Raw genomic sequence first — 19,284 nt, forward strand, 5'->3', positions numbered from 1 at the left:
CTTGCCGGCCCGCGGCTTGCTACCTATGATGCCGCCGCCTCCCCGGAATGTCCAAAGATTGCGCTTGCATTCGGCGCTTCTGGCGTGGAAACCGGGCGGGCCGAAGACGATAAGAAACGAGACAGAACGAACAGGGCAGAGGAAACTCGACTGCCGGCGCTTTCCAGCCTTCGCGGCGAGCGCTCCCAAAGGAAGGTTTGAACCTGTGGCACTGAATACGTTGCGCAAAGGCGCCGGCCGTATGTTCGGCGTGATCCTGATCGGCCTCCTGGTGATCAGCTTCGCCGTGTGGGGCATCGCCGACATCTTTACCGGCTATGGCAGCCAGACCGTGGTCAAGGTCGGCGATATCGAGGTGGACCCGCAGGAATATCTTCGCGTGCAGCGCGAGGTGGTGCAGTCCATGAGCCAACAGGCAGGCGAGCGGCTGACCTTGCAGCAGGCGCGCGGCATGGGGCTGGATTCACGGGTGATGGATCAGCTGATCGGCGGCGCGGCGGTGGATAGTCACGCCCAGGCGCTGCATCTTGGCATTTCGGACGATGCGCTGCTCAAGGAGATCATGAAGGATCCGGGTTTGCAGGATTCGTCGGGCCAGTTCAGCCCAGCCATGTTCCAGCAGGTGCTGCGCGCTATCGGCATGAGCGAGCAGGAATTCCTGGAGACCCAGCGGCAGCGGAATCTGCGCCGCCAGCTTTTGTCCACCCTGGGCGAGGGCATCACCGTGCCGGAGGTGCTGATCAACGCGCTCGACACCTACAACAACCAGACCCGCACGCTGCGCTACATGCTGGTGCCGGAGGATTCGGTGCCGGCCTCGCCGGAGCCGACCGAGACCGAGCTGAAGACCTATTACGACAACCATGTTGCGGTGTTCACCGATCCGGAATTCCGCAAGATCGGCATCCTGTCGGTCACGCCGCAGACGGTGAAGGACCAGGTCGATCTCAGCGAGGACGAGCTGAAGAAGACCTACGAGGCGGAGAAGGCGAAGTTCGACAAGCCGGAGAAGCGCCATATCTGGCAGATCTCCTTCCCCAGCGAGGAAGCCGCGCAAGAGGCCTACGACAAGATCCAGGGCGGTGAGGATTTCGAAGCCATCGCGAAGGCGCAGAATCTCGACAGCACCGATATCGATCTCGGCGTGCTGGCGCACGATCAGATGGCCGACAAGGTGCTGGCCGACAAGGCGTTCGCGCTGGAGGAGAACAAGGTCAGCGAGCCGGTCAAGGGCCAGCTCGGCGCCATCGCGCTTCTGCGCGTGAGCAATGTCATCGCGGGCAAGGAGTCCACCTTCGAGGAGGCCAAGCCGGAGATCGAGAAAGCGCTGCTCGCCGACCGCGCCGAGAACGCCATTCTCGACCTGCACGACAAGATCGAAGACGAGCGGGCCTCCGGCGCCACCTTGGCCGAGGTGGCCAAGAAGCTTGGGCTCAAATATCGGGTGATCGATCAGGTGAGCCGCCAGGGTAATGCCCCGGACGGTAAGCCGGTCGCCGATATTCCGGACAAGGACAAGCTGCTCGGCGACGCCTTCGCCTCCGATGTGGGGATCGAAAACGATCCGATCGATGCCGGCGACGATGGCTTCTTCTGGTATGAGGTGGCCGAGATCACGCCGCAGCAGGTGAAGCCTTTCGATCAGGTCAAGGACGATGCCGCCAAGCTGTGGCGCCGCGACGACCGCCAGGCGCGGCTAGCCGCCTTCACCGACAAGATGGTCGACGAGCTGAAGACCGGAAAGTCGTTCCAGGATGTGGCGAAGGAGATCGGCACCGACGTCGAGACCACGGTTCCGCTGAAGCGGACCGGCATCGCGCTGAACGTGCTGCCGCCCGCGGTCAAGCAGGCCTTCGCCCTGCCCGCGAAAGGGTTCGGCTCGGCCGAGGCCGGCGTCCAGGGCGCGCGCATCATCTTCCAGGTGGATGCGATCCATCCGGCCGAGCCGCTGCCGGCACCGGCCAAGGCGCAGCTCGAGCAGCGTTTGAAGCTCTATGTCAGCGACGATGTGCTGGCGCAGTATTTCGATGCGCTGCAGGACCGCTACAACGTGAGCGTGAACACCGCCGTGATCGGCCGGCTCACCGGATCCGAAGGCCAGCCATGAGCGATCGGCTGACCGCGGCGGCTCAGGCGCCCGGAAACGCGGCCGGTTCCGCTGCGGTCCAGCCCGGCTTTGACGCCTTCTCGAAAAGCTATGAGGCGGGAACGCCACAGGTGGTCTGGACCCGGCTGGTCGCCGATCTGGAAACGCCGGTTTCCGCCTTTCTCAAGCTCGCCCATGAACGGCCCAACAGCTTCCTGCTGGAATCGGTGGAAGGGGGCGCGGCGCGCGGGCGCTATTCCATCATCGGCTGCGATCCTGACGCGATCTGGCGGGCCGAGAGCGAGAGCGCCACGATCTGCCGCGATCCGGAGACCGGTGAGTTCGAGGCGGAAAGCTTGCCGCCTTTGGATTCGCTGCGGGCGCTGCTGGCCGAGTCCAAGATCGCCCTTCCCGCCGAGCTGCCACCGATGGCGGCCGGAGTGTTCGGCTATATGGGCTACGACACGGTGCGGCTGGTCGAAAATCTTCCCAACGACAAGCCCGATCCGCTGGGCCTTCCTACCTCGCTGATGGTGCGGCCGAAGCTGATCGTGGTGTTCGATTCGGTGCGCGACGAGATGATCGTGGTCACGCCGGTGCGCCCTGCGGACGGTGTGGAGCCGCGCGCCGCCTATGACGCTGCCGCCGCGCGGCTGGACGAGGCGCTAAACCGTTTGGAGCAGCCGCTGCCGCATATGCCGGCGCCGGAGACCGAAGGCGTGCATCCGGAGCCAGTCCCGGTGACGGCGCCGGAGGCCTATATGCAGAAGGTCGAGCGCGCCAAGGAGTACATCACCGCCGGCGATATCTTTCAGGTGGTGCTGAGCCAGCGCTTCGAGGCGCCCTTCCCGCTGCCCTCCTTCGCGCTTTACCGGGCGCTGCGTCGGGTGAACCCCTCGCCCTATCTCTATTATCTGAATTTCGGCGATTTCGCCGTGGTCGGCTCCAGCCCGGAGATTTTGGTGCGGGTCAGCGACGGCGTCGCCACCATCCGCCCCATCGCCGGCACCCGGCCGCGCGGCAAGACGCCGGACGAGGATAAGGCGCTGGCGGAAGAGCTGCTGGCCGATGCCAAGGAGCGGGCCGAGCATCTGATGCTGCTCGATCTCGGGCGCAACGATGTCGGGCGGGTCGCCGAGGTCGGCACGGTGGAGGTCACCGACAGCTTCTTCCTGGAGTATTACAGCCAGGTGATGCACATCGTCTCCAATGTGCAGGGCAAGCTGTCCTCCGACTACGACGCGGTCGATGCGCTGATGGCGGGCTTTCCTGCCGGCACGGTCTCCGGCGCGCCGAAAGTCCGCGCGATGGAGATCATCGACGAGCTGGAGGACGAGAAGCGCGGGCCTTATGCCGGCTGCGTCGGCTATTTCTCCGCCGGCGGCGAGATGGATAGCTGCATCGTGCTGCGCACTTCGGTGGTCAAGGACGGCAAGATGTATGTCCAGGCCGGCGCCGGGCTGGTTGCCGATTCGGTGCCGGAAAACGAACAGGCCGAATGCGTAAATAAGGCGAAAGCCCTCTTCCAAGCGGCGGAAGAAGCTGTACGCTTCTCGGAACGGGCCAAGCGAGGAAGCTAACGTGGCATTGCGCGTCCGGCGTCCGCAGATCCCGTTCGGTGCAACGCCTTCGCTCGACCTCGTGCCATGCTCATTTTAAGCCTTCTGCGTCACGCCAAATCGAGCTGGAAGAATCCGTCCGTTTCCGATGCGGAGCGGAGCCTTTCGTCGCGCGGACGCGAGGCGGCGCCGGTGATGGGCGAGGCGATCGCCAATCGCGGGCTGATCCCCGATTTGGTGCTGTGCTCCACGGCGCGGCGGACGCGCGAGACCTACGATCTGGTGGCGCCGTTTCTGGAGCCGAAGCCGGAGGTCCGCTACGAGAAGGCGATCTACAATGCCGCGCCGGAGACGCTGCTGGCGCTGATCCAGGATCAGGCGCCCTCCACCGGGCATCTGATGATGGTGGGGCATAATCCCGGCTTCCACGAGCTGGCTTACGATCTGACCGGCAGCGGGCCGCAGCTTGCCCGCGACCGGCTGAGCGCCAAGCTGCCGACCTGTGGTCTGGTGGTGCTGACCTTCCAGACCGGCGATTGGCTGGATGTCGATTACCGCAAGGGCGAGTTGGCGCTGTTCCTAGTGCCCAGCGATCTGGGGCTGATCCCCTCGCCCATCGACCCGTGAGGGGTTTCCCGCAGGTGAGGCCTGGCGCCGCAAGCTCTCGAAATTGACCCTGGCAGTCGCCTTATCTTGACGGATAAGGAATGCAGGCCTAAGCCCAAGTTATGCTGACGCTGATCGATAACTACGACAGTTTTACCTACAATCTCGTCCATTTCCTCGGCGAGCTGGGCGCGCCTTGCCGCGTCTACCGCAACGACAAGATCACCGTCGAGGAGGTCTTGGCCGAGAACCCGGCGGCGATCGTGCTGTCGCCCGGTCCCTGCACGCCGAACGAGGCGGGGATCTGCCTGGACCTGATCAAACAGGCCGACGGCAAAGTGCCGATCCTCGGGGTTTGCCTCGGGCATCAGGCCATCGGCCAGGCCTATGGCGGCAAGGTGGTGAACGCGCCGGTCTTGATGCACGGCAAGCTTTCCACCGTGCATCACCAGGACCGGGGGCTATTCGCAGGCCTGCCGCAGGATTTCTCCGCCACCCGCTATCACTCCTTGATGATCGAGCGGGAGAGCCTTCCCGATGTGCTGGAGATCACCGCGGAGACCGCCGACGGCATTATCATGGGCGTGCAGCACAAAGAGTTTCCGGTGCATGGGGTGCAGTTCCACCCTGAGAGCATCGCCTCGGAGCACGGCCATAAGCTGCTCGCCAATTTCCTCGACCTTGCCAGGGTCGAGCGGCGCGGGCGCGAGACGTTGTCCAAGGACCGGGTCGGTGCCGTCTGAAGCGGTCGCCGAAATCCCCAGCATCGCCGACCTGAAACAGGCCATCGCCAAGGTTTCGGCGGGCGAGAGCCTGACGCGGCTCGAGGCGGCGGACGCCTTCGGTCTGATGATGTCCGGCGAAGCCACCCCTGCACAGATGGGGGCGTTTTTAATGGCGCTCCGCATGCGCGGCGAGACGGTGGACGAGATCGCCGGCGCGGCGCGGGCGATGCGGGCCAAGGTGCGGAAAGTCGAAGCCCCGGAAGGCGCCATCGACACCTGCGGCACGGGCGGCGACGCCAAGGGCACCCACAATATCTCCACCTGCTCGGCCTTCGTGGTGGCCGGCGCCGGGCTTCCCGTCGCCAAGCACGGCAACCGCTCGGTCTCCTCCAAATCCGGCTCGGCGGATGTGCTGGCCGCGCTCGGCGTCGATATCGAGCTTGAGCCCGAAGCCGTCAGCCGCTGCATCGAAGAGGCCGGGATCGGCTTCATGTTCGCGCCCGCCCATCATGCCGCCATGCGCCATGTGGCGCCGGTGCGGGCCGAGCTCGGCATTCGGACCATCTTCAATCTGCTGGGGCCGCTCGCCAATCCGGCGAGCACGCAATATCAGCTGATCGGCGTGTTCTCGAAGGATTGGGTGGAGCCGATGGCCGAGGTGCTCGGCATCTTGGGGCTGAAGCGCGCCTGGGTGGTGCATGGCGCCGATGGGCTGGACGAGCTCACCACCACCACGGTCAGCTATGTCTCGGCGCTGGATCGCGGCAAGGTGACGAGCTTCAAGGTCTCGCCGCGGAACGCCGGCCTGCCCGAGGCCAAGCCCGAAGATCTGATCGGGGGCGATGCGGCGGAGAACGCCGCCCATCTGCGCGCCGTGCTGGAAGGCATGGCGGGGCCGTTCCGCGATATCGTGCTGTTCAATGCCGGCGCGGCGCTAATGGTGGGCGGCAAGGCGAACTCGCTGCAGAAGGGCGTCGCCATGGCGGCGGAAGCCATCGATAGCGGTGCGGCCAAGGCGGTGCTGGAGAAGCTGATCGCCGTTAGCCAGGGCGAGCGTTAAGTCATGGCCGATATCCTCGATAAGATCATGGCCTATAAGCGCGAGGAGGTCGCCGCCGCCAAGGCGCGCGAGAGCTTCGATGCGCTGTGCAAGCGGGCGGAAGCCACGCCAGAGCCCCGCCCCTTCGCCGACCGGCTGAAAATCGGCGCCGAACACGGTTTCGCACTGATCGCCGAGATCAAGAAGGCGAGCCCCTCCAAAGGCGTGATCCGGGAGGATTTCGACCCTGTCTCCCTGGCCAAGGCTTATGAGGCCGGCGGGGCGAGTTGTCTTTCGGTGCTGACCGACGCGCCCTCCTTCCAGGGCAGTCCGCAATATCTGCGCGAGGTGCGGGAGGCGGTGAGCCTCCCGCTCCTGCGCAAGGATTTCCTGTTCGATCCCTATCAGGTGGCGGAGGCGCGCGCCTGGGGGGCGGATTGCATTCTCATCATCATGGCTGCGGTGGACGACGAGACGGCGCGAAGCCTGATCCGGGCGGCGAAGGCTTTCGGCCTCGATACGCTGGTGGAGGTGCATGACGCGGCCGAGCTGAAGCGCGCCCTGCGTCTGGATACGCCGATGATCGGCATCAACAACCGCAATCTGAAGACCTTCGAGACGACGCTGGCCACCAGCGAGGCGCTGGCGCCGTCGATCCCCGACGGTGTTTTGGCCGTCGGCGAGAGCGGCATTTTCGTGCATGACGATCTGGTGCGCCTGGCGGCGGCGGGGATTCGGACCTTCCTGGTGGGCGAGAGCCTGATGCGCGAGGCGGATGTGGCCGCGGCGACCCGAAAGCTTCTGAGCGGCAATGGCGCGGAGGCGGCGCTATGAGCGGATCGGAATTCTCCCATCTCAACGAGCGGGGCGAGGCCCGCATGGTCGACGTCTCTGCCAAGGACGTGACCAAGCGGATGGCCATTGCCGAGGGCACGGTGCTGATGGCGCCCTCGACCCTCGACCTGATCGCCGCCGGCAAGGCGCAGAAGGGCGATGTGCTGGCGACTTCTCGTATTGCGGGTATAATGGCGGCAAAGCGCACTCAAGAGTTGATTCCGCTTTGTCACCCGCTAATGCTGAACCAAGTGACAGTCGATTTCGCCATGGACCGGGATAAGGGCGCTTTGCGCGTGGAGGCCATGGTCAAGGTGGACGGAAAAACCGGCGTAGAGATGGAGGCGCTGACCGCAGTCTCGGTCGCCTGCCTCACCATCTACGATATGTGCAAGGCGGTGGATCGGAACATGGCGATCTCCGACATCCGCCTGCTGGAGAAATCCGGCGGCCGGTCGGGCCATTACCGGGCCGTGCCGGGCCCCTCGGCGGAGTAAGTCATGGCATTGCTGCCGGTCGAGGATGCGCTGGCCAAGGTCACGGAGGGGCTGCTGCCCCTGCCCGCCGAGCGCGCCTCGCTGGGTGCTGCCAGAGGCCGTGTGCTGGCTGCTGCCGTGCAGGCCAGCCTCACCCAGCCGCCTTTCGACTCTTCGGCGATGGATGGCTACGCAGTGCGCTCGGAGGATCTGGCTTCGCTTCCGGTCTCGCTGCAGCTGGTGGGCGAATCGGCCGCCGGCGGCGCCTATAACCACACTGTGGCGGCGGGCGAAGCGGTGCGTATCTTCACCGGTGCGCCGGTGCCGAGCGGTGCCGACAGCGTGGTGCCGCAGGAGAATACCGAGCGGAACGGCGAGACCGTGACGATCCAGGACGCCGAACCGCGCCGCCATATCCGGGAAATGGGACAGGATTTCCAGGAGGGCGAGACGGTGCTTGCCGCCGGGGCGGTGCTCGGCGCGCGGGAGATGATGCTGGCCGCCGCCTCCAACAATGCGGAGCTGGAGCTGCGGCGAAAGCCGTCGATCGCGATCATCGCAACGGGCGACGAGCTGGTGCCGCCGGGCTTCGATCCGGCGCCGGATCAGATCATCTCCTCGGTGCCTTACGGGATTTGCGCTCTGGCGATCCAGGCCGGCGCCGAGGCCCGCGTGCTGGGCATCGCTGAGGATCGCCCCGACAGCCTCGCCGACCTCGTCAATGCCGGCAAAGACGCCGATATCCTGGTCACCATCGGCGGCGCCTCTGTCGGCGACCGGGATTTGGTGCGGCCGGTGCTGCAGGCGCAAGGCATGACGCTGGATTTCTGGAAGATCGCCATGCGGCCGGGCAAGCCTTTGCTGTTCGGCAAGATGGAGAAGCAGCGGGTGCTCGGACTTCCCGGCAATCCGGTCTCGGCGATGGTCTGCGCCATGGTCTTCCTGAAGCCGATGATCGACAAGCTGCTGGGGCTGAAGCCGGCGGCGGTGCCCTGTGTTGGGCGGCTGGCGGAGGCTTTGGAGGCCAATGGCGAGCGCCAGCACTATATGCGGGCCACCTCGCAATGGAACGATGCCGGCGAGCGGCTGGTGCGTCCGCTTGCCTCCCAGGACAGCTCGCTGATGGCGGCGCTGGTCAAGGCCGATTGTCTGATCGTGCGCCCGCCGGATGCGTCGAAAGCGGCGCGCGGCGCGCGCGTGCCGATCCTGCCGTTCGATCTGTAGACCCAGCCCCCTATTAAGGCCTCGGCAACCGAATCAGCCCATAGACCGGAAGAGCATTTCGGGAACAGGCGGATGTTTTCGGGTTTTTCAGCCGCCGCCCTTGCGGAACACAACTAGAACATGTAGTGTTGTTCATGCTTTGTCCAATGCGGTGGCCCGAGGATTAACGATCGGGCGGGGGAATTTTCAGGGGCCTATATGCTGACTTCCAAACAGAAAGACCTCCTCATGTTCATTCATGAGCGGCTGAAGGAGACGGGGATTCCGCCCTCCTTCGACGAGATGAAGGAGGCTTTGGATCTCCGCTCGAAGTCGGGCATCCACCGGTTGATCACGGCCCTGGAGGAGCGCGGATTCGTGCGCCGCCTGCCCCATCGCGCACGGGCGCTGGAGATTTTGCGCCTGCCCGAATCGGTGCCGCAGCCCTTGGGCGCGGGCCGGCAGAAGGGATTTTCGCCGAGCGTGATCGAGGGGAGCCTCGGCCGCGTGCCGAAGGCGGATGAGGGCGAGGCCCTGCCCCAGACGGTCAGCGTGCCGGTGATGGGCCGGATTGCCGCCGGCGTGCCGATCGAAGCGATTCAACACCGCAGCCATTCCATCGACGTGCCGCCAGATATTCTCTCCAAGGGCGAGCATTTCGCCCTCGAGGTGAAGGGCGATTCGATGATCGAGGCCGGTATTCTGGAGGGCGATATCGTCGTCATCCGCAAATGCGACGATGCCAATAACGGCGATATCGTCGTGGCGCTGGTGGACGAGGAAGAAGCCACGCTGAAACGGCTGCGCCGGCGCGGCGATTCCATCGCCCTGGAGGCCGCCAATCCCGCTTACGAGACCCGGATCTTCGGGCCGGATCGGGTGCGGGTGCAGGGCCGGCTGGTCGGCTTGGTGCGGCGCTACTAGGCGCCGTTTTTCCTGGACCGCCTCGCGCGGCCTAGCGTTTTTTATCTTTGATGCGGGCGTAGTGCGACCAGGGTCTATCGCCTTGGGCGTCCGCCACAGTTTCCACTCTTAATCCTCCTTCTCTATCGTCACTGAGATAGACCGCCATGGCGCCTTCGCGTCGGAGCCGCCCCTTGTCGATGACAAGGCGTGGGGTCCGGCAGGCCGGCGGCAGATAGAGCGCGGCGATGACGATTGTGGCGCGCGCGCAGTCCTCTTCCGCCGCGGCCAGATGGTTCAGATAGGCCACGCGCAAGCCTGCGGCCTCCGTCATGCAGCCGAGGGAATCGCAGGCGAAGGCGCCGTTCGCGGCGGCGAAGGCCGGATTGCGGTCGTCGCCGTCGGCCTCCAGCCATTTCTGGGCGCTGTAATTGCGCTCGCTGCCGGGCGACAGGGCGAGCTCCCCATTGGCGCTGCGGACGGCAATCGCCTCCCCGTCCCGCTCGATCAGGAGATCGGGCCGTGCCGCCATGGTGCCGAGGAGAAGCCCGCCGGCAATGGCGGCAAGGCCCAATAGGCGCCAGGTTCTGGTCCACAGGCAAAGCCAGAGCGCGCCGATGGCGATCAGTGCCAGGCTCACCCCCGAAATTGCCGGCACGCGATCGACGGCGCCGGGCCAGGCGGAGACCGTCTTGCCGATGCTCACCATGAGCTCCAGCCCAAATCCCATGGCGGCAAGAGGCAAGGCCTCCAGGCCGAACGGCATGGCGATCAGCGCCAGCAGCGCCATAGGCATGACCAGCAGACTGATCAGCGGCGTCGCCAGGAGATTGGCGGCGAGGCCGTAATAGGCGATGCGGTGAAAGTGGAAGGCGGCAAACGGCGATGTGGCAAGGCCTGCGACAATGGTGGTGAGCGCCGCGCCGGCGATCAGCAGCGTGGCAAAGCGGAAATGCCGCCAGAGCGGGCTGACATCAGGGAGATCGGTTCCAGCCTTGGCGGCCCGCCGGGCGGATAGGGTCTCATAGATCGCCACCAGGGCGACCACCGCGGCAAAGGACATCTGGAAGCTTGGCTGGAAAATCGATTCCGGTGCCACCGCCAGGATAGCCAGCGCGGCCAAGGCGACGTTGCGCATGGTGATGGCCGGCCGGTCCAGCAGCACCGCAAGCAGCACGATGCTCATCATGATCCAGGCGCGCACGGTCGGGACCGCCGCGCCGGAAATCGCGAGATAGGCAAGCGCGGCGATGAGCGCGCTACCGGCGGCCCATTTGCGGATGGGAAAGCGCAAGGCCAGAGACGGGATCGTGGCAAGCAGCGCCCGGGCGGCCCAGAACACGGTGCCGGCCATCAGCATCATATGCAGGCCGGAGATCGCCAGAATATGGGCGAGGCCGGAGTCGCGCATGGCTTGCTGCACCTCGTCCGGCACACCGCCGCGGTCGCCGGTGATCAGTGCGATGGCAAGACCACCCTCCTCTCCCGGCAGTGCGGCTGCGATCCTGGCATTGATCGCATTTCGCACCCGGTCGATGGCCGCCCAGAGGCGAATGGTGAGGGGCAGCGGCGTTTGAAGCGCGATCTTCTCTACCCGGCTGACAGCATAGCCGGTGCCGCCGATGCGCTCGAACCAGGCTTTACGGGAAAAGTCGAAGCCGCCGGGCCTTGCCGGTGCCGGCGGCGGCATCAGCGTAGCGCGAAAACGCACCGCCTCGCCGGTGGCGAAGCCGCTTGCCGCCTCCCTTCCCGTGGTTGCGGTGATGCGGTAGGGCGTTTCGTCTTGCGGCAGCCGGTCCAGCGAGACGAGCCGCACGGTCAGCCGGCTTCTGCCATTCGGCCGCTGTTCGATTCCCTCGATCCAGCCGGTGACGGCGACGAAGGCGAGTTCGCGCTCCAAGACCGGCGCGCGCACCAGCTCGGTGCGCAGTTTGGCGGTGGCAAATCCGAGGGCGAAGCCGAGCAGCGCGATGCCGATTGCAGCGCCGAGCGGAGCCCTGCGAAGCGCGATCAGGAGACTTGCGCCAAGTAGTGTGAGAAGAGAGGCGAGCCAGATCCCCGGTTCTTGCGAAAGCGAGAAATAGGTGAGAATCCCAGCGCCGAAGACCACCGGAAGCCAAAGAAACAGGCGTGCGGCTTCGGCTTCCAGGGTCCCCACCAGGCGGCGAAAACCGGCCAGGCCGAAGCTTCGATGCCCCGGCGAAAACGCCGTTTCCTGTTCCAGCCCGCGAGTGGTCATCGCGCCCCTCAGCTGGGCGGCCGCAACGCCCTTTCCTGCCCTTACCCCGGCAGGCGCCCTATGCTAAATACGCCTCCATCGGCCCCCGGCCCTACCCCCATCTGTCATCTTAGGCTGAATCCATTCCATGAGCGATCAGGTCATCACGCGCTTTGCGCCTTCGCCGACCGGCTATCTGCATATCGGCGGCGCGCGCACCGCTTTGTTCAACTGGCTCTATGCCCGCGCCAATGGCGGCAAGATGCTGCTGCGGATCGAGGATACCGATCAGGTCCGCTCCACCGAAGGCGCGATCCTGGCGATTCTGGACGGGCTGCGCTGGCTGGAGCTCGATTGGGATGGCGAGGAAGTCTATCAGCTCTCCCGCGCCGAGCGGCACCGCGAGGTGGCCGAGCGGCTGCTCGAAGAGGGTAAGGCCTATCGCTGCTATGCCTCCGCCGAGGAGCTGCAGGCGATGCGCGAGAAGGCCCGCGCCGAGGGCCGCGCCCCCGGTTATGACGGGACTTGGCGGGACCGGCCGGCCCATGAAGCGCCAGAAGGCGTGCCGCCGGTGATCCGCTTCAAGGCGCCGGAGGATGGCGAGACGGTGATCGACGATCAGGTGCAGGGCAAGGTGACCTTCGCCAATAAGGATCTCGACGACCTGATTCTGCTGCGCAGCGACGGCTCGCCGACCTATATGCTCTCGGTGGTGGTCGACGATCACGATATGGGGATCACCCATGTGATCCGCGGCGACGACCATCTCACCAACGCGGCGCGCCAGACCCAGCTCTATAAGGCGATGGGCTGGGAAACGCCGGTCTTCGCCCATGTGCCGCTGATCCACGGGCCGGACGGGGCCAAGCTTTCCAAGCGCCACGGCGCGCTCGGCGTGGAGGCCTATCGCGAGATGGGCTATCTGCCGGCGGCGCTGCGCAACTATCTGGTCCGGCTCGGCTGGAGCCATGGCGATGACGAGATCATCTCCCCCGAACAGATGATCGAATGGTTCGAGCTTTCCGGTATCGGACGCTCGGCGGCGCGGTTCGATTTCGCCAAGCTGGAAAATCTCAACGGCCATTATATCCGCGAGACGGACGACGAGACGCTGGTGACACAGATCGAGGCGCTGCTGCCGCTTCTGGCCGATAGCGAGCCGGTTTTGGCAGCTTTGCGCGAGGGCGGCCGCGACAAGCTCCTGCGCGCCATGCCGGGGCTGAAGGAACGGGCTAAGACCCTGATCGAATTGATCGATAGTGCCGGCTTCCTGTTCGCCGTGCGGCCTTTGGCTTTGGACGAGAAGGCGGCTAAACTGCTGGACGATGCGGGACGGGAGACCTTGGGTGCCCTGCTCCCCGATCTGGAGAACATCGAGACATGGACGCCGGAGACGCTGGAGGACGCGGTTCGCGGCTTCGCGGAACGGACCGACCGCAAGCTCGGCAAAGTGGCGCAGCCTTTGCGCGCCGCGCTGACCGGGCGGACCACCTCTCCCGGTATTTTCGATGTGCTGGATGTGCTCGGTAAAACGGAATCGCTGGCCCGGATTTTGGACCAAACCGAATAGCGCCAGTTTGCCTAGAGTTTGGGCGTGCGTCTTTGCTGCAATGCAGTAAAATACTGCGGTAAATTCTTGCGGTGCAATATATGTTCCTACGCGCCGTTCTAATATCGATGAGTTGAGGGCTTGGCGGTGACGACCGATTGAGCCCGGGTCGGGGAAAATCCCCAGGGAGGCGAAAGATGAGTGTTGCAGAGACCTATGCGGCCCCGCCGGTATCGGAAGCGGCCCTGACGGCCGATGGCGAGCAGTGTCAGCTGCCAATCCGCAAAGGCACTCTGGGACCGGACGTGATCGACATCACGTCGCTCTATTCCAAGACCAATCACTTCACCTTCGATCCGGGCTTCACCTCCACCGCGAGCTGCGAATCGAAGATCACCTTCATCGACGGCGACGAAGGTGTGCTGCTGTATCGCGGCTATCCGATCGACGAGCTGGCCGAGACCGGCAAGTTCCTGGAGAGCGCCTATCTGCTGCTGAATGGCGAGCTGCCGACCCAGGATCAGTTCGACGATTTTTCTACCCGCATCGCCTACCACACCATGGTTCACGAGCAGATGAGCCAGTTCTACAAAGGGTTTCGGCGCGATGCGCACCCGATGGCGGTGATGGTGGGCGTGGTCGGGGCGCTCTCGGCCTTCTATCACGACTCCACCGATATCCGGGATCCGGAGCAGCGGGAGATGGCCTCGATCCGGATGATCGCCAAGATGCCGACCATCGCGGCGATGGCGCATAAATATTCCATCGGCCAGCCTTTCGTGTATCCGCAGAACCACCTGGATTACTCGGCGAACTTCCTGAACATGTGCTTCGCGGTGCCGTGCGAGCCCTACAAAGTCGATCCGGTGCTGTCGCGGGCCATGGACCGCATCTTCATCCTGCATGCCGATCACGAGCAGAACGCCTCCACCTCCACGGTGCGGCTGGCCGGCTCGTCGGGCGCCAACCCGTTCGCCTGCATCTCGGCCGGCATCGCCTGTCTGTGGGGCCCGGCCCATGGCGGCGCCAACGAGGCGGCGCTCACTATGCTGCAGCAGATCGGCACGGTGGAGCGCATCCCGGAATTCATCGCCCGGGCCAAGGATAAGAACGATCCGTTCCGGCTGATGGGCTTCGGTCACCGGGTCTATAAGAATTACGATCCGCGGGCGAAGATCATGCAGAAGACCTGCCACGAGGTGCTCGAGGCGGTCGGCCATGGCGACGACCCGACCCTGAAGGTCGCGCTGGAGCTGGAGCATATCGCGCTCAACGACGACTACTTCATCGAGAAGAAGCTGTATCCGAATATCGACTTCTATTCCGGCATCACGCTGCGGGCGCTGGGTTTCCCGACCGAGATGTTCACGGTGCTGTTTGCGATTGCGCGTACCGTGGGCTGGATCGCCCAGTGGAAGGAGATGATCGAGGATCCCTACCAGCGCATCGGCCGGCCGCGCCAGCTCTATACCGGCGCCAAGCAGCGCTCTTACGTGCCGATTTCGGAACGCGTGTAAGTCAGAACGGGGCTAAACCGGAGCGTGCATAAGTGAGAGCGCGCCGAAGGGCGCGAGGCTAGCCGGCGGCTTTGGCCGCCGCTTCCGCGGCAGCGCGGGTATCGCGATAGTCCAGCACCACCTTGGTGGCTTCCAGCGCCGGCGCCCGGTGTTCCTTGGCCACTTTGGCAATCACCTCATCGAGGCTTTTGAGCTGGGCGTCCCGTTCCGGCCCGCCTTGCAGCAGCGGCAGCAGCGCCTCGGCGAGCGCTTCCGGGGTGCAGTACATCTGCAGCAGCTCCGGGAAGGCCTTGCGGCCGAGGATCAGATTGGGCAAGGCCACCATATCCACGGTCATGAAATAGCGGATATAGGCGGCGAGCGGGTCGACCTTATAGGCGACCACCATGGGGATGCGGGCCAGCGCCAGCTCCAGAGTGACGGTGCCGGAGGCGGCCAGCGCCGCATCGCCCAGCTTGAAGCTCTGGAACTTGGCGTCGCTGCCTTCGACGATATGGGGCGCGATGGGCCAGTCTTTCGTGGCGGCCAGCACCCTCTCCTTCACGCTTTGCATGGTGGGGAGCACCACGGCGAGATCGGGGATCTTCTCCTTGATCAGCGCCAGCGCTTCGCCGAAGGGCTGCATCAGCCGCTCCACCTCGCTGCCGCGGCTGCCGGGCAGCACGGTCAGCACCTTGACGCCTTCGGGAATGCCGAGCTGCTCGCGCAGCGGCGCGCCGTCGAGCTGCTTAAGCCATTCGATGCGCTCGGCCAGCGGATGGCCGACATAGGTGCAAGCCGGCCCGCCGAGGCGGCGATGCGCCTCCGGCTCGAAGGGTAGGATGGCGAGGATGTGATCGACATAGCGGCGCATCTTCTTCGCCCTGCCCGGCCGCCAGGCCCAGACGCTGGGCGAGACGTAATCGATAATCGGAATCTGCGGTGCTTTCTTGCGCACGCGCTTGGCCACCTGATGGGTGAATTCCGGGCTGTCGAGAATGATCAGGATGTCTGGATCGAAGGAAAGCGCATCGCGCGCCGTCTCGTTGATGCGCCGGAGCAGGAATGGAAGCTGGCGCAGAATGGCGATGGGGCCCATCACCGCGATATCGCTCAAGGGAAACAGGCTGGGGCAGCCTTCGGCCTGCATCAGCTCGCCGCCGACACCGGCCAGCTCTAGCGGCACGCCCGCCTCTTCACGTAAGGCCGCGATCAGCCTTGCGCCGAGGGCATCGCCGGAATGCTCGCCGGCGACGAGATAGAGGCGCAAGGGGCGAGCCGTGTCAGCCATCGCTGGGCGCCTCGGCAATGAGAAACAGGCCGTGCTTGTTGGCGGCGGCGATGGTGGCCTCCCGGTCGACGATCAGCACGCGGCCGGCGCCGATGGCGATGCCGGAGAGTCCGGCTTCCGCCGCCCGCTCTATCGTGCGCGGTCCGATGGTGGGCAGATCGATGCGCTCCTCCTGGCCGGGCTTCGGCGCCTTGACCAGCACGCCGAGGCGTTTGCGGCGGAAGCGATAGCGGTTCTTGCGCAGATCGGCGCAGCGGGACAGCATGGCGTCGGTGCCTTCGGCGGCTTCGACCGCCAGCACATGGGCATTCACGATCACCGCGGCCTGGCCGATATCGAGAGCGCCCAGGGTCTCCAGCACGCGGAAGCCGACGGCAATATCCTCGCGGTCGTCGCTGCTGGGTGTCTTCTTGCCGAGAATCCCCTCGCCCGCCAGAAGCTCCGGCGCGACCTGACCGACGCCGAGCACGCGGAAGCCCTTCTCCTCGAAGAAGTTGACGATGCTGGAGAGGATCTTGTCGTCGCCGCCAGTGCCGAGGGTGATTAGGAACGGCAGGCTTTTCAGAGCACCGAAATCGACGCTCAGATTCTTCACATCGGGGCGTGTGACCTTGCCGATCATCACCAGGTCGCGGCAGCCGTTCTTTTCCAAGATCGAGAACAGCTTGCCGATCTCGCCCCATTTCATCCAGCTATGGGGATAGCGGGTTATCGCCTCGTCCGCCTCGCCTACCAGGCCAATGATATGCACCGGGCGGCCGCGGCCGAGGGTGATGTCGGCCAGCACGCAAGGCAGCGGGCCGCCGCCGGCAATAATGGCAAGGGGGCTGTCGCCGTCCGGCGCCTGCGCGCCGTCCTCAGTCCTGGTCTTGCGTAGCGCCATGGGCCGGCACGCAGAAGGATCGGTCGGAGTTGGAGCGGATGAAGGCGATGACCTGAGCGACAAGCGGATTGTCGGCGAATTCGGCCTCCACGGTCTCGCAACGCTCCATCAAGGTGCCCTCTTCGGCGAACAGCGCACGATAGGCCTGGCGCAGGCCATGGATCTGCTCGCGCGGCAGCTTGCGGCGCTTCAGCCCGACCAGGTTCAGCCCGCCGAGCACGGCGCGGTTGCCGATGGCCATGCCGAAGGGGATCACATCGCGCTCCACGCCGCTCATGCCGCCGATGAAGGCGCCGGCACCGATACGGACGAATTGGTGGATGGCGGAAAGCCCGCCGACGATGACGTGGTCTTCCACCGTCACATGGCCGGCGAGGGTCGCGTTGTTGACCAGGATGACGTGATCGCCGATGCGGCAGTCATGGGCGATATGGGCGCCCACCATGATCAGGCAATGGGAGCCGACCGAGGTCAGAAGCCCGCCGCCTTCGGTGCCCGGATTGATGGTGACGTGCTCGCGGATCACCGTGTCTTCGCCGATGGTCAGCCGGCTGGTCTCGCCGCGGTATTTCTGATCCTGTGGGCTATGGCCGATGGACGAGAACGGATAGATCTCGCAGCCGGCGCCGATTGCCGTCTTGCCTTCGACCACGACATGGGAATGCAGCCGGACGCGATCGTCCAGCTCCACTTCGGGACCGACAACGCAGAACGGGCCGATTTCGACATCCGCCCCGATTTTCGCGCCGGGCTCGATTACGGCCGTCGCATGGATTTGAGCCATGCCTATTCCGGAATTTCGGATTCTTCGACGATAACGGCGCTGACTTCGCCTTCGGCGACCACTGCCCCATCGACGACGGCTTCGGCGCGGAAGCGCCAGACCTTGCCGCGATTGCGCACCTTCTTGACGCGATAATAGACGGTATCGCCAGGCACCACCGGACGACGGAACCGCGCCCGGTCGACCGCCATCAGATAGACGATCGGCGGCTGCGTGATGTCGTCGACAAAGCGCATGCACAAGGCGCCTGCGGTTTGCGCCATACCCTCGATCAACAACACGCCAGGCATCACCGGCCGCTCAGGGAAATGGCCTTGGAAATAAGGCTCATTGGCGGTCACGTTCTTAATGCCGGTCGCGGACCGATCGCCGTCCATATCGACGATGCGATCGACCAGAAGAAAGGGATAACGATGCGGCAGGAGCCTCATGATCTCGACGATATCCGCCGTCCCGAGCTCCTCCTTAACACCGCTCTTTTCCATGCGGCCTCACTCCTATAACGAAAAAATCAAGGACTAGCCGGCTTCGCCGCTTCCCTTGTCTTCCTCAACCTTCAATTTTCCTTCGGCGAGCTGGCGCAAAATCGTCACCTCGCGGAACCAGATCCGAACCGGTTTTGCCGGCACGCCGCCCCAGCGGACGCCGGGCGGCACATCGCCCCGAACCACACTGGTGGCGGCGATCTGAGCGCCGGTTCCGACCTTCACATGGCCTTCGACACCGACCTTGCCGCCGAGGGCGACGAAGTCTCCCAGCTCAGCGCTGCCTGAGATACCGGTTTGGGCGACGATAATGCAATGCCTTCCGATCGCGACGTTGTGCCCGATTTGGACCAGATTATCAATTTTTGTCCCCTCGCCGATGACAGTATCCTTTAGAGCGCCCCGGTCGATGGTGGTATTTGCACCGATTTCAACGTCATCCTGGATCACAACACGGCCGATTTGCGGGACTTTTGCGTGTCCTGCGGGGCTCATAGCGAAGCCGAAACCATCCTGGCCGATGGCGACGCCCGAATGAATCACCACGCGGTTTCCGACCAGCGCATGGGTCAGAACGGCGTTCGGGCCGATATAGCTGTCCCGGCCGACATGGACGCGATAGCCGATCACCGCACCTGCGGCGATGCGGGTGCCGGCCCCGATATTGGCTTCCGGTCCGACGACCGCGCCGGGCTCGACGATCACGCCGTCTTCCAGCGTTGCGGTGGGATCGACGAAACCGCCGGCTTCGCCGCTCGACGGCGCCGTCTTGGGCCGCATGGAGTCCGGATAGAAGATCTCGAGCGCCTTGGCGAAAGCGCGATAGGGATCCTTGGTGATAAGACAGGCGACGCCGCTCGGCGCCTTCTCCGCAAAGCGCGGATTGACCAGACAGGCGGCCGCCTTGGTGGCCTCGAACATCGGCAGATATTTGCGATTGTCGAGGAAGGCTAGATCGCCCTGCCCGGCCTCTTCCAACGGCTTGATGTCGGAGATTTCGGTGCTGGGATCGGCGCCTTCGGCGAGTTCGGCTCCGAGCCGTTCGGCAAGCTCGCCGACGGCAAACGGACCCGCGCGATGGAAAAAGCCGGGATGTTGCATGGTTCGTTATCCACCGACTGGATGCCGAGGGCAAGCTGCCCCGGAC

The 19,284-nt window shown here is 64.8% G+C and carries 17 protein-coding genes; 11 read left to right on the plus strand and 6 right to left on the minus strand.

The features are described 5' to 3' along the window. Positions 1 to 205: 205 nt before the first annotated feature. From HT051_RS08615 to lexA, 9 genes are all read left to right on the plus strand, one after another. Entirely contained in the window at positions 206 to 2,107 is a 1,902-nt protein-coding gene (locus HT051_RS08615) for a SurA N-terminal domain-containing protein (RefSeq protein ID WP_174541654.1), read from the plus strand. Continuing rightward, positions 2,104 to 3,666 (plus strand): anthranilate synthase component I, encoded by a 1,563-nt coding sequence (gene trpE / locus HT051_RS08620; RefSeq protein ID WP_174541655.1) that lies wholly within the window; start codon positions 2,104 to 2,106, stop codon positions 3,664 to 3,666. Before HT051_RS08615 ends, trpE begins: the two co-directional genes overlap by 4 nt. A 66-nt stretch (positions 3,667 to 3,732) precedes the next feature. Beyond that, complete coding sequence (locus tag HT051_RS08625; RefSeq protein ID WP_174541656.1) at positions 3,733 to 4,272, plus strand: histidine phosphatase family protein; 540 nt, start codon at positions 3,733 to 3,735, stop codon at positions 4,270 to 4,272. A 101-nt stretch (positions 4,273 to 4,373) separates the two neighbouring features. Continuing rightward, positions 4,374 to 4,994, plus strand: a complete 621-nt coding sequence (locus tag HT051_RS08630) for an aminodeoxychorismate/anthranilate synthase component II (protein ID WP_174541657.1) — start codon at positions 4,374 to 4,376, stop codon at positions 4,992 to 4,994. Between the two features lie 22 nt (positions 4,995 to 5,016). After that, the gene (gene trpD, locus HT051_RS08635; protein ID WP_246810244.1) at positions 5,017 to 6,036 is read left to right on the plus strand and encodes an anthranilate phosphoribosyltransferase; all 1,020 of its coding nucleotides are present in this window, start codon (positions 5,017 to 5,019) and stop codon (positions 6,034 to 6,036) included. A gap of 3 nt (positions 6,037 to 6,039) precedes the next feature. Next, entirely contained in the window at positions 6,040 to 6,849 is an 810-nt protein-coding gene (gene trpC, locus HT051_RS08640) for an indole-3-glycerol phosphate synthase TrpC (RefSeq protein WP_174541658.1), read from the plus strand. Next, a complete protein-coding gene (gene moaC / locus HT051_RS08645; RefSeq protein ID WP_174541659.1) occupies positions 6,846 to 7,346 on the plus strand; it encodes a cyclic pyranopterin monophosphate synthase MoaC in 501 nt (166 codons plus the stop codon). Before trpC ends, moaC begins: the two co-directional genes overlap by 4 nt. 3 nt (positions 7,347 to 7,349) lie before the next feature. Continuing rightward, entirely contained in the window at positions 7,350 to 8,549 is a 1,200-nt protein-coding gene (gene glp, locus HT051_RS08650) for a gephyrin-like molybdotransferase Glp (protein ID WP_174541660.1), read from the plus strand. A gap of 198 nt (positions 8,550 to 8,747) precedes the next feature. Continuing rightward, positions 8,748 to 9,452 carry a transcriptional repressor LexA gene (gene lexA, locus HT051_RS08655; RefSeq protein ID WP_174541661.1) on the plus strand — a complete coding sequence of 235 codons (705 nt, stop codon included), beginning with the start codon at positions 8,748 to 8,750 and terminating at the stop codon, positions 9,450 to 9,452. 31 nt (positions 9,453 to 9,483) lie between these two features. On the opposite strand, the gene HT051_RS08660 is transcribed toward lexA, so the two are convergent. Beyond that, positions 9,484 to 11,670: a ComEC/Rec2 family competence protein gene (locus HT051_RS08660; protein ID WP_174541662.1), complete on the minus strand. Its 2,187-nt coding sequence runs from the start codon at positions 11,668 to 11,670 to the stop codon at positions 9,484 to 9,486. 127 nt (positions 11,671 to 11,797) lie between these two features. On the opposite strand from HT051_RS08660, the gene gltX reads away from it, so the two are divergent. Both gltX and gltA read left to right on the plus strand, forming a co-directional pair. Then, on the plus strand, positions 11,798 to 13,219 hold the full coding sequence (gene gltX, locus HT051_RS08665) for a glutamate--tRNA ligase (protein ID WP_174541663.1): 1,422 nt from the start codon (positions 11,798 to 11,800) through the stop codon (positions 13,217 to 13,219). A gap of 176 nt (positions 13,220 to 13,395) precedes the next feature. Further along, positions 13,396 to 14,715 (plus strand): citrate synthase, encoded by a 1,320-nt coding sequence (gltA, locus tag HT051_RS08670; protein WP_174541664.1) that lies wholly within the window; start codon positions 13,396 to 13,398, stop codon positions 14,713 to 14,715. 58 nt (positions 14,716 to 14,773) lie between these two features. Here the strand turns inward: gltA and lpxB are convergent, their stop codons facing one another. From lpxB to lpxD, 5 genes are read right to left on the minus strand one after another with little or no spacing between them, the layout of a single operon-like run. Further along, complete coding sequence (gene lpxB, locus HT051_RS08675) at positions 14,774 to 15,985, minus strand: lipid-A-disaccharide synthase (protein WP_174541665.1); 1,212 nt, start codon at positions 15,983 to 15,985, stop codon at positions 14,774 to 14,776. Next, entirely contained in the window at positions 15,978 to 16,868 is an 891-nt protein-coding gene (locus HT051_RS08680) for an LpxI family protein (protein WP_174541666.1), read from the minus strand. The genes lpxB and HT051_RS08680 overlap by 8 nt, the downstream gene beginning before the upstream one ends. Next, complete coding sequence (lpxA, locus tag HT051_RS08685) at positions 16,843 to 17,652, minus strand: acyl-ACP--UDP-N-acetylglucosamine O-acyltransferase (RefSeq protein ID WP_174541667.1); 810 nt, start codon at positions 17,650 to 17,652, stop codon at positions 16,843 to 16,845. Before lpxA ends, HT051_RS08680 begins: the two co-directional genes overlap by 26 nt. Before the next feature lie 2 nt (positions 17,653 to 17,654). Then, the gene (gene fabZ / locus HT051_RS08690) at positions 17,655 to 18,137 is read right to left on the minus strand and encodes a 3-hydroxyacyl-ACP dehydratase FabZ (RefSeq protein ID WP_174541668.1); all 483 of its coding nucleotides are present in this window, start codon (positions 18,135 to 18,137) and stop codon (positions 17,655 to 17,657) included. A 33-nt stretch (positions 18,138 to 18,170) separates the two neighbouring features. After that, positions 18,171 to 19,238: a UDP-3-O-(3-hydroxymyristoyl)glucosamine N-acyltransferase gene (gene lpxD / locus HT051_RS08695; protein ID WP_174541669.1), complete on the minus strand. Its 1,068-nt coding sequence runs from the start codon at positions 19,236 to 19,238 to the stop codon at positions 18,171 to 18,173. Positions 19,239 to 19,284 lie beyond the last annotated feature (46 nt).

Origin of the sequence: Methyloligella sp. GL2 (assembly GCF_013341275.1) — a bacterium.
Lineage (GTDB): Bacteria > Pseudomonadota > Alphaproteobacteria > Rhizobiales > Methyloligellaceae > Methyloligella.

Bases quoted from the DNA above. Each gene is read 5' to 3' on its own strand.
- trpE (WP_174541655.1), top strand. From the start codon at position 2,104: ATGAGCGATCGGCTGACCGCGGCGGCTCAGGCGCCCGGAAACGCGGCC.
- HT051_RS08625 (WP_174541656.1), top strand. From the start codon at position 3,733: ATGCTCATTTTAAGCCTTCTGCGTCACGCCAAATCGAGCTGGAAGAAT.
- HT051_RS08630 (WP_174541657.1), top strand. From the start codon at position 4,374: ATGCTGACGCTGATCGATAACTACGACAGTTTTACCTACAATCTCGTC.
- trpC (WP_174541658.1), top strand. From the start codon at position 6,040: ATGGCCGATATCCTCGATAAGATCATGGCCTATAAGCGCGAGGAGGTC.
- moaC (WP_174541659.1), top strand. From the start codon at position 6,846: ATGAGCGGATCGGAATTCTCCCATCTCAACGAGCGGGGCGAGGCCCGC.
- glp (WP_174541660.1), top strand. From the start codon at position 7,350: ATGGCATTGCTGCCGGTCGAGGATGCGCTGGCCAAGGTCACGGAGGGG.
- lexA (WP_174541661.1), top strand. From the start codon at position 8,748: ATGCTGACTTCCAAACAGAAAGACCTCCTCATGTTCATTCATGAGCGG.
- HT051_RS08660 (WP_174541662.1), bottom strand. From the start codon at position 11,670: ATGACCACTCGCGGGCTGGAACAGGAAACGGCGTTTTCGCCGGGGCAT.
- gltX (WP_174541663.1), top strand. From the start codon at position 11,798: ATGAGCGATCAGGTCATCACGCGCTTTGCGCCTTCGCCGACCGGCTAT.
- gltA (WP_174541664.1), top strand. From the start codon at position 13,396: ATGAGTGTTGCAGAGACCTATGCGGCCCCGCCGGTATCGGAAGCGGCC.
- lpxB (WP_174541665.1), bottom strand. From the start codon at position 15,985: ATGGCTGACACGGCTCGCCCCTTGCGCCTCTATCTCGTCGCCGGCGAG.
- HT051_RS08680 (WP_174541666.1), bottom strand. From the start codon at position 16,868: ATGGCGCTACGCAAGACCAGGACTGAGGACGGCGCGCAGGCGCCGGAC.
- lpxA (WP_174541667.1), bottom strand. From the start codon at position 17,652: ATGGCTCAAATCCATGCGACGGCCGTAATCGAGCCCGGCGCGAAAATC.
- fabZ (WP_174541668.1), bottom strand. From the start codon at position 18,137: ATGGAAAAGAGCGGTGTTAAGGAGGAGCTCGGGACGGCGGATATCGTC.
- lpxD (WP_174541669.1), bottom strand. From the start codon at position 19,238: ATGCAACATCCCGGCTTTTTCCATCGCGCGGGTCCGTTTGCCGTCGGC.